The 14,686-nt window shown below is 39.0% G+C and carries 12 protein-coding genes; 8 read left to right on the top strand and 4 right to left on the bottom strand.

All coding sequences use genetic code 11. The features are described from left to right. Positions 1-183: 183 nt before the first annotated feature. A complete protein-coding gene (locus H4683_RS11655; protein ID WP_192599013.1) occupies positions 184-825 on the bottom strand; it encodes a PspA/IM30 family protein in 642 nt (213 codons plus the stop codon). Positions 826-841: 16 nt separating this feature from the next. After that, positions 842-1,189, bottom strand: a complete 348-nt coding sequence (locus H4683_RS11650; RefSeq protein ID WP_192599012.1) for a lmo0954 family membrane protein — start codon at positions 1,187-1,189, stop codon at positions 842-844. Between the two features lie 495 nt (positions 1,190-1,684). Here H4683_RS11650 and H4683_RS11645 point away from each other — a divergent pair, with 495 nt between their 5' ends. Continuing rightward, complete coding sequence (locus H4683_RS11645) at positions 1,685-2,296, top strand: VTT domain-containing protein (protein ID WP_192599011.1); 612 nt, start codon at positions 1,685-1,687, stop codon at positions 2,294-2,296. 6 nt (positions 2,297-2,302) lie between these two features. Further along, complete coding sequence (locus tag H4683_RS11640) at positions 2,303-3,130, top strand: undecaprenyl-diphosphate phosphatase (protein ID WP_192599010.1); 828 nt, start codon at positions 2,303-2,305, stop codon at positions 3,128-3,130. Between the two features lie 102 nt (positions 3,131-3,232). Here the strand turns inward: H4683_RS11640 and H4683_RS11635 are convergent, their stop codons facing one another. After that, on the bottom strand, positions 3,233-4,666 hold the full coding sequence (locus H4683_RS11635; protein ID WP_192599009.1) for a BglG family transcription antiterminator: 1,434 nt from the start codon (positions 4,664-4,666) through the stop codon (positions 3,233-3,235). Between the two features lie 548 nt (positions 4,667-5,214). Here H4683_RS11635 and H4683_RS11630 point away from each other — a divergent pair. Further along, positions 5,215-8,307, top strand: a complete 3,093-nt coding sequence (locus H4683_RS11630; protein ID WP_192599008.1) for a Cna B-type domain-containing protein — start codon at positions 5,215-5,217, stop codon at positions 8,305-8,307. A 142-nt stretch (positions 8,308-8,449) separates the two neighbouring features. Here the strand turns inward: H4683_RS11630 and H4683_RS11625 are convergent, their stop codons facing one another. Then, positions 8,450-9,805: an FAD-binding oxidoreductase gene (locus tag H4683_RS11625; protein ID WP_225942056.1), complete on the bottom strand. Its 1,356-nt coding sequence runs from the start codon at positions 9,803-9,805 to the stop codon at positions 8,450-8,452. A gap of 107 nt (positions 9,806-9,912) precedes the next feature. Here H4683_RS11625 and H4683_RS11620 point away from each other — a divergent pair, with 107 nt between their 5' ends. From H4683_RS11620 to H4683_RS11600, 5 genes are all read left to right on the top strand, one after another. Next, positions 9,913-10,581: a GntR family transcriptional regulator gene (locus H4683_RS11620; RefSeq protein ID WP_192599006.1), complete on the top strand. Its 669-nt coding sequence runs from the start codon at positions 9,913-9,915 to the stop codon at positions 10,579-10,581. Next, positions 10,578-11,603, top strand: coding sequence for a TRAP transporter substrate-binding protein (locus H4683_RS11615; protein WP_192599005.1), 1,026 nt, complete (start codon positions 10,578-10,580; stop codon positions 11,601-11,603). Before H4683_RS11620 ends, H4683_RS11615 begins: the two co-directional genes overlap by 4 nt. Before the next feature lie 60 nt (positions 11,604-11,663). Then, positions 11,664-12,158 (top strand): TRAP transporter small permease, encoded by a 495-nt coding sequence (locus H4683_RS11610; RefSeq protein ID WP_192599004.1) that lies wholly within the window; start codon positions 11,664-11,666, stop codon positions 12,156-12,158. Continuing rightward, positions 12,155-13,441 (top strand): TRAP transporter large permease, encoded by a 1,287-nt coding sequence (locus H4683_RS11605; protein WP_192599003.1) that lies wholly within the window; start codon positions 12,155-12,157, stop codon positions 13,439-13,441. The genes H4683_RS11610 and H4683_RS11605 overlap by 4 nt, the downstream gene beginning before the upstream one ends. 62 nt (positions 13,442-13,503) lie before the next feature. Beyond that, a complete protein-coding gene (locus H4683_RS11600; protein ID WP_192599002.1) occupies positions 13,504-14,658 on the top strand; it encodes an aminotransferase class I/II-fold pyridoxal phosphate-dependent enzyme in 1,155 nt (384 codons plus the stop codon). Positions 14,659-14,686: the final 28 nt, after the last annotated feature.

Below are 14,686 nucleotides of genomic sequence, written 5' to 3'. Positions count from 1 at the left end.
TCGGGTCATAAGTCAGCTTGGCTGTGCGGCAAAGGAACGCCGCTTCGCCAATCCGCCTTATGCCTGTCGCGTCTGAGCGGCACCCTCCGCCTTTTCCGAGTGTCTAGGCTCCGGGATGCCAGAAGCTCGGGTCATAAGTCAGCTTGGCTGTGCGGCAAAGGAACGCCGCTTCGCCAATCCGCCTTATGCCTGTCGCGTCTGAGCGGCACCCTCCGCCTTTTCAAGTGATTCCAGACGGCGTTCCATTGAAGATGTTTCATATTCACGGTCAATCTTGCCGCCAAGGTTTTCAATATATTTTTTCATCTCGTTGACAGAAGCTATGCGACTATCCCCGTTTTCAGGAGAAATCACTTGATCCATTTGGCGATGAGCGCGAGTCACGTTCTCTTTCCCCATCAATTGCAGTTGACGTACTTTCATATCTTTCACTTTATGCTTCATTTCCTCAAACTTGCGCTCTAAAGAAATTAATTCATAAGCCGTTTCCGAAACACTTTCAGAAAGCTCGGCTGCACGCGTATCGTATGCTGCAATTTCGTCTTCCGCGAATGTGACTAAATCTTCTTCACCAGTAGCTTGTGCAAGTTCTAGTTGGCTACGACGTTTGTCCGCCATTTTTTCCGATTCTGCCAATTCTTTTTGAAGTTCTGTCTTCAGTTTACTTTGGCGTTCAAGCAGTTTCCCAATCGAATCAGTCTGTTTCTCTGCCTCACGGATGTATTGATTGAGCATCGCAATCGGGTTTTTATTTTCCTTTTTGTCAAATAAATTATGCAAATCCGCCTGTACTGAGTATTTAAATCTATTCCATAGTGAATTCATAATAAGTTCCTCCTCGTTATTTTGTGATATCATTCCATTGGCGTTCGAAGTTGACGAATGGGTCGTCAGTTTGCGTAATCACGGAATCTTTCTCAAAACCGTTCCATTTGCGCCATACATACAGCACACCCAAGATTGCGATGATGCCGAAGAACGCAGGCACATTCGAAACCGCTGTTATCAGGCCGATAAACAAGACGCCTCCCCAAAACAATTTTGCAAGGGTAGAATCACTCTTTCTAAGATAATGGAACCCTGCATAGGCAATCAATGCGGAAAGGGCAAGCCCAAGAAGTGATCCAAGATTTGCCAGAACGACGATTGCTGCGATTAGCCCGAGTATTGCAAGACCAAATTTTTTCATTTGTTGTTCCTCCTTTCGTTTGTAGCTTAATCTTATAACGGATTCCGGCTCGTCCAAACGGGCGCAGAACGGATTTGTATCTAGGGCTTGAGGCGGAATTAAATCTAAACCCTTATGAGAATTGAAGGCATAAGTAAACTCAATGTCACGTATTATCTTTTGGGGACTTATACAGTAATAGCGGAAGAACTTGTGGGTATCTATTTCAAAGGCATTTGAGCATCAAAGATTAAGCACTACTTTCGATGAAAATTCTGAAATTATAAACAAAATCGACTAGTTATCCACGGAGGTTTGTGGGTAACTACGTTGAAATATAAGGATATCCACATAATGTGTTCATGTAGTACGAAACCTCTCCGAATGTCTAGCCGTCCTATAGGAAGGATCTTCAACATAGGATGAGCAATATAATCGTTAACACATCGTGCAAAACAGGATCCGTTTGCACTTGCATTCCTTATTTAGTAAAGTTGATTGTGTTGGGGGCGTAACGTGGAAAATTGGATTACTGAAATCATGGACCAGTTCGGCTATTTTGGTGTGTTACTATTAATCATGATTGAAAATGTATTTCCTCCGATTCCCTCAGAAGTTATTTTGACGTTCGGTGGATTTATGACGACGTATACGGATTTGACGAAGATGGGCGTTATTATAGCGGCGACAGCCGGTTCGGTCATTGGGGCGATGGTTTTGTACAGCATTGGATTGCTGATTGACGTATCGAAACTTGAGAAAATCGTCGATCGGTGGGGTGGAATTTTGCGCCTGACGCGGAAAGACATCCATCGAGCGGATGCGTGGTTCGACAAATACGGCCCTTGGACAGTATTGTTCTGCCGACTTGTCCCACTTATCCGAAGCCTGATCTCAATACCGGCGGGCATGTCGAATATGAACTTCCTACTATTTGTCTTACTCACAACAATCGGAAGTCTCATCTGGAATACGGCACTTGTTTTCATCGGGGCAGCTGTCGGTGATAATTGGCAATCGATCGTCCAGTATATGGACATCTATTCGACAATTACGTACGTACTAATCGGATTGGGTGGAATCGTAGCATGTCTTTGGTACATCCGCTTCCGCAGAAAGAGAGTGTAATTACTTATGGAATTAGTCGATTTGATTAAAGCATTAATCCTTGGATTTGTTGAAGGAATGACGGAGTTCGCGCCTGTATCATCGACGGGGCATCTTATTATTGTGGATGATATGTGGTTGAATACAACAAAGTTTCTCAGGGATCGTTCGGCCTTTACATTTAAGATTGTGATTCAATTGGGTTCGATACTGGCTGTTGTAATCGTCTTTTGGAAGCGTCTTTTCAGCTTGGTAGGCCTCTATAAGATAGATGGCCAAAAAATGAATTCAAGCTTCAATTTAGCGCATGTCATTGTAGGCATGTTGCCGGCGGTAATTATCGGATTTGCGCTTAAAGACTTTATTGATTTAGAATTGTCAGGTGTTAAAACGGTTATTTTTGCACTAGTTGCCGGCTCGATTCTAATGATTGCGGCAGATAAATTCGGACCCGAAAATCCAAAAGTAGACACATTGGACAAAATTACATACAAACAGGCGTTTACAGTTGGTCTAGTCCAATGTCTATCGTTATGGCCAGGATTCTCACGTTCTGGTGCAACGATTTCAGGAGGGGTCTTGTTCGGCATGAATCATCGAACAGCTGCGGACTTCACATTCATCATGGCGGTTCCAATTATGATGGGTGCAAGCTTGGTGTCTGTTATTAAAAATTGGAAAGACCTTTCGATGGATGACCTATCCTTTTACATCGTAGGGTTTATCAGTGCATTCGTTTTCGCATTAATCTCAATCCGTTTCTTCCTAAAATTGGTTTCACGTGTCAAACTCGTACCATTCGCAATTTATAGGCTTGTGTTGGCTGCAGTGTTAGCAATTATCGTATTTTTGTAAAACATGAGAAAATCCCAAAAGTTATTTGTTGATAATAAAGACGGTCTTTGAGTCAAAAGTGACTCGAAGAACCGGCTTTTTTACCTTGAATAAACATCAGTTTTATGAAATTACTTTTCTTATATTTGTCAAATCTCGATGGGTAGGTACTTTATTGATAAGGATAGTTTTAATGTCTAAATCGTCTAGCGGCGTATCCGAAATAACAAGATCAATAGCCAATTTTTGCACTTCTTCTTTCGAAATGGTATCGCTGTCTTGACTTATTAGGTCGATATGACCTTGAAATTCCCTGTTTAAAATGGCGACAGTCAATTGACTGAACATATACGTTAAAGAAGAGACAACTAATACTCGTTTCTTATAAATACCTGACTCAGCTATAAATCGTTCAAAAAGTATTGTGAGCGTACTGATATCATGAACCATTAAATAAGATGAATTGTTCGTAGACTTCCATTTTGTAAAAGCAATCTCTACCTTTTGATATGTTTCAGGAAAAAGATAACTTATTGAGATGCTAGGATCTTGATTTACAGTATAGGCAAACCTTTTGTCTAAACTTCTAAGCTTTATCTTTTGATAGAAATCATAAATGGATAACACAAAAGTATCGCTTGCTAATAGAGGTAGATGCAGTTCTTTCTCGAAAAAGGAAATGAATTCGAATAGAGACTCATGCTTTTTATGATTATCATTCAGATAGGAAAGTGTTTTTTGTGGGTGTTCAATTATTTCTGTATATGTGAAATCGGTATTAACAAAGGCGATAAATAACAATGCTCGCTCACTGTCATTTATTTGAATGTCAAATTCAGTTTCCAATAAATCGAAAAACGGGGCTAACTTTCTATAAAGTTCTACTTTTGTTACTTTTTCTGATGAAGGATTTATTTCTGTGTGATATCCAGCCTTTATCCTACTAATTGATGTGTCTAAAAAAAATATTAAATTCACAAGTGGCTGTGGATAAAATGTGATACCTAGATGTTTTTCAAAACTTTTAATGGTTTTTACATAATAGTCATGGTCTTTATAAGTGGCTTTGAGTAACTGGTACTCGCCCAAAATTTTCTTTCCTAATTTATATAAATACAATCTTATTAATACTTCGGGGCCTCTTATTTCTAAAGGCCTTCTATTTAATTTTAGTTGGTAAATACGTAGATTGTCTTCTATCTTTTGTAGAAGGGATTGAACAGTTCGACTGCTGAAGTAAATCTTGTCACTCAATGATTGAATTGTATACTCCTCACCACTCGTTAGTAGCTTAACAATTCCATACTCAAGCTGATCCTCGTTCGTTCCCCTAAGTTCGATATTCACACCCTCGTCTAAAGGTTTTTTCAGTTTCAATCCTTTACCTCTCGATTTTTCAATTTCCCAACCTTGAGGAAGAAGCTTTCCCAACGGTTTAATATCACTCTGAATCGTTTTGTAGGAACAGCCGATGATTTTCCCTAATTTTGCAGATGCAATCCATTCGACTTGTTCTTCTAAAACTTTCAAAATCTCCTTTTGACGTTCACTAATCATGATAAACACCATCGCTTTCGTAGAATTTAGTCATAGAAAGGAAATTCGTGTCTAATATTTTGGGAATCATAAAGAAAATCCCTTACGTATAACTCGGTTTCAATGCGAAAGGAAACCGACAATCGATAATAAGTGGGCTTAGAACTTATAATATTCTATATTGCTGTTACTTTCCAATTAGTATATGCAAGTTTTATGCCTTCTTTTTTTGGAGTAGAGTCAATCAAATAGTCACTCTAGACTAAAATGTTTTCTGTGACTAATATAAATTTCGTTGAAATAGTCAAAGAGTCCTTACTAGATTCTACAATAAAATCTGGCATATGTATAATGTCCCTTGTCTAAGGAGAATTATTTCCTTTTTATTTTCAGTGAAGGAGGATATGATTATGATAGTTTACAAAATGTCAATATGTGTTATATATCAATTCCGAAACAGGGTTTTTAGAACTATTTATCATGAATGGAAAATAGTTAAAAAAACTAGGGCTATTGACGTAGTGGTTATAGGGGTCGAAAAACGGATACAAAAAAGGAGAAATTAATTTATGAAGAACAAACAACGATTCGCTTCAGTTATGCTTGCATTACTTCTTGTGATGAACATAGTGTTTCCACAATCGATTGCTTTTGCGGATGAATCGAACACTGAAGATGCAAGTAACTTAATTGAAGTTAAGATGGACCAAGAAAATAGTGAGGGCTTGGAAGAAGTAAACCTGATGCCCGAAACAACAATCGAAGTTCCGCTTGAAGAAGAAAGTGATCTTCACAACGAAGCAGATTCAACAGAAAGTGAATTGGATGAGAAGAAAAGCGAAACCTTAGATCAAGAGTTTAAACAGTCCCCAAAGATGAATACTGACGGATCGGAGTTAAATCAATCAGGTTTTGTTGATAATTTTTCGATAGATCCTAGCGAGTTGAAATATGGTGAAAGAGCAAAAATTACTGTAACTTTCTCTGATAAATCAGGGGATAACATGAAAGCTGGGGATACGTTAACATTAACCCTTCCAACTGAGTTAGAAGGGTTTGTTGGATCAATCCCGTTAAATGATGAAAGTGGTCAGAGCTTTGGATCATGCGTAGTAGCTAAGACAAATGTAGTTTGTACGTTTACTAATAAGGTTGCAGAGTTAAACAATATTCAAGGGAATTTTTTCTTCAACGTACAGGCAGGTCGTGTAGATGAAGGTGAAATTCGTGAGGTTCCAACAAATTTAGGAACGAATTTGGGCTACCAAACAGTTTATATCTCAAATATGGGTGGAGGAACAGAGCCAGGGGTCTTCTTTTATAAGACGGGAGACATGCAACCTGACAATCCTAGCGAAGTTCGTTGGTTTTTAAACACAAACCTAAAGAAAGAATGGTTAGGTAATGATATTGTCATTAAAGACACATTACAATCTGGACAAACATTAAATAGAGACAGTTTTAATATCACAATCAATGGTACGAGCACCATCAGTCTTGAGGAGTTCCATAGTCAAGAGTACGGTGAAATCACATTTACTGGTGAAAATTACTTTGAAGTGAGAATTTATCAAAATAAAGGCAATCAAACAGCATTTTCAATTGCTTATACATCTAAAATAACAGAAGAAGGTAAATCACAGGATTACTTTAATAACAGCTTTGAAACGAACTATCAGGTATTGTATGGTGAACTACAAAGTGAAACAGGGTCACATGAAGTAGAAAACGTTTTTTCTGGTGGAGGAGCGCAAGGTGATTTACCACCAAAAGGCACACTGAGAATTTTAAAACACTTAAATAATAATGAAAAGCTTACTTTACCAGGCGTTACGTTTAAAGTGTTTTCTGAAAGTGGAACACAAATCGGTGATGAATATACGACAAATGCGGATGGGATTGTAGAAGTACCAAACCTTGAGCCAGGCAACTACTACATTCAGGAAGTTTCTGCTCCAGAATTTATAGACTTTGATCCAAATACAAAAGTTTCTTTTACAATTGACAAGAACGCTAAAGAAGGAATTAAAGTGCCAATCAATAACAATGTGAAAACTATTCAAGTAGCGGGAATGAAAACGTGGACAGGCGATAATCCAGCAAATCGTCCAAAATCTATCGTTGTTGAACTTTTCCAAAATGATGTGAAACTAAAAGACGTTATAGTCACAGCGACAGAAGATTGGAAGTATAGCTTTCCTGACTTAGCTGGTTTCGACGTCAAAGGTAAACCCTACACTTACTCGGTAAAAGAGCAAGTAGTTCCTGAAGGCTATGAAGCCACTGTTGATGGGTATAATATTCACAATACTCTAATTGCCGTACCTGTCACGGTTAACGTAGAAGGAATAAAAACGTGGGTAGATGGCGATTCAAATGAGCGTCCAACGAAAATCGTTGTTGAACTTTTTCAAGATGGGTCCTCCTATGAAGAAGGAGCAACAATGGAAGTAACAGTAGAGAATGATTGGAAATACAGTTTTACTGAACTTCCAAAATTTAATTCCGATGGGAAACTTTATATTTACACTGTAAAAGAAAAAGAGATTCCTGTAGGTTACAGCTCTAGTGTTGAAGGTTTTAATATTACCAACACTTTAATTTCGGTACCTGCCCCGATTGAAGTGGAAGGAATAAAAACATGGGAAGATGGAAATTCAGTTAACCGTCCAACATCAATCGTTGTTGAGCTTCATCAAAATGGCGAGAAAATAAAAGACGTACCAGTAACAGCGGCAAAAGATTGGAAGTATAGCTTTACGAATTTAGCTCGTTATGATGAAGGTGGAAAAGAATTTGTTTACACAGTAAAAGAACAACCTGTTCCTGGTTATACATCAACTGTGAATGGCTATGATATTACAAACATAAAATTTGCAACAGTTGAAGTAGAAGGAACGAAAACGTGGAAGGACGACGAATTAGCAAATCGTCCAGAATCAATCGTTGTTGAGCTTCATCAAAACGGCGTACAACTAAAAGAGATAACGGTCACAGTAGCTGGAGATTGGAAATATAGCTTTAAGGACTTAGCAGGTTTTGATGAGAACGGCGTGGCTTATAAATATACAGTAAAAGAACAACCTGTTCCTGGATATACAACAGTGATTGCTGGATATAACATTACGAATACCCTGTTACCAGTAACACCACCAGTAACACCACCAGTAACACCACCAGTAACACCACCAGTAACACCACCAGTAACACCACCGGTAACACCGCCGGTAACACCACCAGTAACACCGGTGACGCCAGTGACACCAGTAACACCAGTAACACCAGTAACACCACCAGTTCTAGTGTTTCCGGTAGATCCGATATCTCCTTTGAACCCAGTCACTCCGGTGATTCCGGAAACACCAGAGATACCGGAAACACTAGAGATACCAGCCATTCCGGAAACTCAAGCAGAAATCCATGAACGTGCATTTAATCCAGATGAATCAGAAAACAAAGAAAATTCATCGAATGAGGTCAAATCTATAAATCCTATCGCTACAGTTGCGAAGCAATCAAAATACGTTAATTCTAGCAATGTACTTCCGCAAACTGGGGAAGAGCAATCTATGACAATGATGATGGTAGGATTCATGTTAATGGCATTAGGAAGTGTAGTATTTGTTCGTCGGAAGAAAAGCACAAAATCTATTAACTCATGATTAATCTATAAAAACTGTCTGCAGATTTAATTCTGCAGGCAGTTTTTTACTATAACGAAAGGTGAAATGGTGATATTTCAACGATTTTCAACTCACAATTCACCTGAAACCCTCAGCTATATTTTAGGATTTCTCCTGTTGGTTAGTAAAAAATCTTCCCAGGGTTCAAGAGATTACTAGGGTCAAGTAGTTGTTTTATATCTTTCATGACTTCAATTGCTGCACCGTGTTCTGCTTCTTGAAACTTTCTTTTTCCAAGTCCGACTCCATGTTCACCTGTGCAAGTGCCACCGAGTTCGATTGCTCGAAAAGTGAGTGCTTCGTTTGTATATTCAGCTTTTGTCTGCTCACTAGGAATAGTGGGATTGAAGGACACCAAGGTGTGAAAATTCCCGTCACCGACATGGCCAAGAATTCCTCCGTTTAACCCACTTTCTTCAATCAGCAAACGCGCATAGTCAACCATTTCAGGTAATTTTGAGATAGGTACACAAACATCTGCACCAGTAACAGCGACACCTTTGACATGGCGATAAGCATAGGCGATTTCATGTCTTGCTGTCCAAAGCTGGCTACGTTCCTTTGATGTACTTGCGTCTTCCCAGTTATTGCAACCAAGTTCCCGCATGACTTCTTCAGCTAATTTTGCCTCTTCCTCCACGCCTACTTTTGTTCCCGCAAACTCGAAAAATAACGAATGTGCTACTGGAATATCATAGTTCCCATAAGCGTTGACAGCCGCGATACTTTTATCATCGACAAGTTCCATCCGTAGTACTTGGATGCCGCATTGAAGGATGGTTTGTGCAGCTTCTGCGCATGCACTTAAGGTATCGAACGTGCAGCGTGCGGCAATTGTATGTTCAGGAATACCATGTAGTCGTAACGAAATTCCAGTAATAATTCCGAGTGTTCCTTCTGACCCTGTAAATAAACCAGATAAATGATAACCAGAGGATGACTTTTTCGCCTTTGTCCCGGTGCGAATCACTTTGCCACTTGCTAATACGATTTCAAGGTCAAGTACTTGGTCGCGCATCGATCCGTACCGGACTGCGGTCGTTCCACTTGCATTCGTTGCGACCATCCCCCCAATCGTAGCATCTGCACCAGGATCAATAGGAAAGATTAGTCCTTGCCGATTTGATACTTCGTTCAATTCGCTCCGTGTAATCCCGGGCTGAATTGTAATTGTTAAATCTTCTGGTGAAAAATCAATTACTTTATTCATTCGTTCAAAATTAATTGTAATTCCTTTGTTTACTGGAATTGCTTGACCCTCAAGCCCCGACCCAGCGCCGTATGGGGTAACGCTTACATTGAACTCGTTTGCAACTTGCATGATTTTAACGACATCATCAGTGCTTTCGGGGAAACAAATGATATCTGGTTCGACGGGTTGGTGGAAAGATTCATCTTTACTATGACGATATAATTCAGATTCACTAGCACTTACTAATTCAGATCCAAGTAGTGACTTCAATTTTTCAATAAACAAAAAAATCAACCTCCAAGCACCATTTTTTGAAAATTCCTATTTACAAATATAATAACTTAATATATTGTTGTTGTATACAGTATACAGAAAGAAATGAGGTGTGATAATTGGAGAAAATCATTAAATCAAAGACTTTGGCGGAACAGGCCTATTCCCTATTAAAAAAAGAAATTATTTCAGGAGAATTGGAACCCGGAACAGGATTGCGAGAAGAAAAATTGGCTTCTAAATTAGGACTAAGCCGAACACCTTTACGAGAAGCTATCCGAAGACTTGCTATGGAAGAACTTGTTGTATTAAATAAGGGAAAGCCGGCAACAGTTGCTACTTTTACTAAAGAGGAATCATTGGAATTTATGGAACTTCGTCGAATGCTGGAAATCTACAACATTGAGAAAATTATTTTTAATGAAGACACATTTTTTATTCGAGAATTAGAGGAAAATCTTCAAAGACAAATGGAAGCAATTTCAAACGATGACTTTCAAGAATATATAGATATCGATAGAGAGTTTCATCTTATTTTAGCTTCGCAAAATGACAATGGGAAAATGAGAGAATTGATTCATCTTATGAACACGGGAGTAAACAGGGCATTTCTTGTTCTTTCTAATACCGTTCATATGAGTGCGAAGGGAGCGTATGAAGAACATCTACGTATTGTTAACGCACTAAAATATAAAAATTTTGAGTTAGCAGTGCAAGAAATGAAGGAGCATCTAATAAACGTGGAAAAAAGATTTTTAGTTTACTTTAAAGGGGAGGAAGAAAGATGAAAAAGTCACTTATACTATTAACCATTGTAATGCTCATTTTGACGGCGTGTGGCAGGCCAACTGAGAAGGAGAAAACAAGCGAAACAGGTGCAAAGAGCAAGGATGCTTATACAATCCGAATTGCTCACCTCGTACCTGAAGAGCAATCTACACATGTAGCAGCTGTTACATTCAAAGAAAAACTCGAGAAAGAATCCAAAGGGCGTCTGAAAGTAGAAATTTATCCGAATGGTCAGCTTTTCGCATCTGATAGGGAAGCGATTGAAGCCGTACAACTTGGAAATGTTGAAATGACAATCCCGGCAGTAGCACCGCTAGCCTCGTTTAATAAGAAGTTTATGGTTTTTGATCTTCCTTTTATCTTCAATGATAACGAAGCTGCATATAAAGCACTTGATGGTGAACTTGGAAAGAGCCTTTTGAAAGAGCTTGAAACGAACAGCTTAAAAGGTCTTGTTTTCGCTGAAAATGGTTTCCGTAATATGTCAAACAACAAGGGTCCAATCACATCACCAAACGATTTGAATGGTTTGAAATATAGAACACTAGAAAACCCTGTACATACGGATACATTCAAAGCTTTTGGTGCAAATGCCTCTCCGTTTGCGTTTGGAGAGCTTTATACAGCATTACAACAAGGGACTTATGATGCAATGGAAAGTCCGATATCCCTTTACTATTTAAATAAATTCTATGAAGTACAAGACTATTTGTCACTTACAGGTCATGTTTACGCGGCTACGATATTACTTATGAACAATGAGTTTTATAATGAATTGCCAGAGGACCTTCAAAAAATGGTAGTAGAGGCTTCAGAGGAATATCGTACGGAGCAACGTAAATTGGCTCAAAAGCAGGATATCGAGTTTCTTGAAAAACTAAAAGAAAGTGGTATGAAAGTAAATGAAGTCACTGCTGAACAGAAGGATGTATTCCGAGAGGCAGCAAAAGTTGTTTATGATAAATATACAACTGAAATTGGTGAAGATCTTGTAGAAAAAGCAAAAGCAGCCAACAATTAATAACGCAAAGAGTCAAGGTGCAAGCCTTGATTCTTCCTTTTTTGAAGGGAGATGAATAGAATGGGGAAAAAGTTCAATCGGTTTGAAGAAAGTGTTCTAGTGTTAACATTAGCCGTCATGGTCATTTTAATATTCGGACAAGTCGTAGGTCGTTATGTTTTTGGATCGGCTCCTAGTTGGACAGAAGAATTGGCTCGTTATATACATATCTTCCAGGTATGGGTGGGTGCTAGCTATGCTGTGAAAATCCGTCAACATATTAGGGTAGGCGCTTTCATCGAACTATTTAGTGGAATGAGAAGGAAACTATTGGAGACGATTAGCATCATTGTTTGGTTCGCACTAGCCCTATTTTTAGCAATATTCGGCACACAACTTGTCATGACGAGCATTCAGAATGGTCAAGTGACACCAGCTCTTCAATTGCCGATGTGGATTCCATTCATTGCGATTCCGCTTGGGGGCGGAGGCATGGCTTTAAGGTTGATTTATCAAATTATCAAGGTTTGGCAAGGGGATTATGAGAAGCCGGAAAATGAGGAGGTTGCGGCATGACAATCGGTTTACTGTTTGGTACATTATTCATCTGTTTACTTATTGGTGTTCCGATTGCAATTTCTCTAGGTGTATCGGCATTGGTTGCGATTTACTTCGGTTCAACTCTCCCACTTTCGATTATTACACAAAAAGCATTCACATCGCTTGACTCTTTCCCGCTACTTGCTATTCCTTTCTTCATGCTTGCGGGTATTTTAATGAGCAAGGGAGGCGTTTCAAAGCGTCTACTCGATCTTGCGACAACAATGGTCGGATGGATGACAGGCGGATTATCTATGGTAACAATTGTTGCTTGTATGTTTTTCGCGGCAATTTCAGGCTCTGGTCCAGCAACGGTCGCTGCAATAGGCGGATTCATGATTCCTGCAATGGTTGCCCGAAAATATGAAGGGGGTTTTGCTGCGGCAATTTCAGCTTCGGCAGGTTCTATTGGAGTCATTATCCCGCCAAGTATTCCATTTGTATTATATGGCGTTATCGGTGGTGTATCCGTAGGGAATATGTTTCTAGCAGGGATTATTCCAGGGATTCTAATTGGAGTAGGTCTCATGATTACGGCATATATCATTTCAAAAAAACGCGGATATAAACCAACTTCGGACACAAAGTTTAACTTTATGGACGTGTTAAGATCGACTTATGATGCGAAGTGGGCGTTATTGATTCCAGTCATTATATTGGGTGGGATTTATGGGGGGATTTTTTCCCCAACAGAGGCAGCTGTCGTTGCAGTTGTTTACGCGTTCATTATCGGGAAATTCGTTTATAAAGAATTATCTTGGGAAGAAATGTTTGTGGCCTTTCGTGAAGCGGTCATCATTAATGCAACAACGATGATTATTATTGGGCTATCTGTTTCATTTGCTTATTTTATGACACTGGAACAGATTCCGAACCAAATATCGACTTTCCTAATTGAGTTTTCTCAAAATCCAATTGTTATCTTGTTAGCAATAAATATCTTGTTATTAGTTGTTGGAATGTTCATCGATACGATTTCAGCACTCGTCGTTTTAACGCCGATTTTGTTGCCAATCGTGACAGCTGTCGGAGTGGATCCAGTTCATTTCGGTGTCATTTTAGTTGCTAACTTGGCAATTGGTTTCATCACACCGCCCTTAGGTGTTAATTTATTCGTTGCATCTAGTGTTGGGCATGTGAAATTTGAAAAGATTGTGGTTGGTGTACTTCCATTTCTTTTGACGATGATCATTGCGCTATTAGTGATTACCTATCTTCCATCACTATCACTGTGGTTACCGAATCTTCTTAATAAATAAAAGGATTTTTACTAATCAAATTGAAACTTGTATGAGCACAATGATTTTGAAGGGTGAAAAAAATGAAAATATCCATTAATAAGATGGCAGAAATGATTGAAGTTCCAGGTATTAGAAAGTTTTCGAATAAGTTAGTTGATTACCCGAATGCCGTAAATTTGACAATTGGTCAACCGGACTTCCCAACACCGGAGCTGGTAAAGAAGGCGGGGATAAAAGCCATTGAAAATAACGAAACAGGCTACTCCCATAATGCAGGTTTACTAGATTTACGTAAGGCTGTATCTTTGTTTTTTAAGGATTGCTATGGTTTTTATTATAACCCAGAGCATGAAATTGTAATTACGAATGGTGCAAGTGAAGCAATTGATTCTACTTTTCGAACAATTTTATCACCGGGTGATGAAGTTATTTTACCGACACCAATCTATCTCGGATATGCCCCGATAATTGAGATGTGCGGGGCAAAAGTTGTGTATTTGGATACGACGGATACGGGCTTTACGCCTTCTCCACAGCGACTAAAATCACTTATTACCGCGAAAACAAAAGCAGTCCTTTTTAATTTCCCGTCGAATCCGACAGGAATGACGATTGAAAAGGAGCAGATGGATGAACTTGTTGCCGTTTTAGAACAGCATGAAATTTTTATCTTATCAGATGAAATTTACAGTGAAAATACGTTTACTGGCGAACATGTTTCATTTGGGCAATATGAGGTTATACGTGATCGTTTATTTCTTATTCACGGATTATCGAAGTCACATTCGATGACCGGCTGGCGAATTGGTTATGTTTTAGGCCCGAAAGAATATATGGCTCACGTGCTAAAAGTGCATTTATATAACTCTGTTTGTGCTTCTTTACCGAGTCAGCATGCTGCTATTGTAGCCTTGAATGAATGCAGACATACACCGGAAGAAATGAATGTGGAATATATGAGGCGCAGGGATTTTGTCTACAATCGGCTAGTGAAGATGGGGTTGGATGTTATTAAACCAAATGGTGCCTTTTATATTTTTCCTTCCATTGCGAAATACGGGATGGATTCTTACAGTTTTGCAACGAAATTATTGAAAGAAGGTGGGGTTGCTGCTGTACCAGGCAGTGCTTTCTCTACATATGGAGAAGGATATCTTCGCATTTCTTACGCTTATGCAATGCCTGTTCTCGAAGAAGGAATGGACCGATTGGAGAAGTTTTTACAACAATTTTGAGTGTTCCATATTTTATTAGGAAAGGGGA

The organism is Sporosarcina limicola (genome assembly GCF_014873855.1).
Lineage (GTDB): Bacteria > Bacillota > Bacilli > Bacillales_A > Planococcaceae > Sporosarcina > Sporosarcina limicola.
Note: the sequence above shows the minus strand (reverse complement) of the source record. Positions and strands in the feature narration are given on the sequence as shown.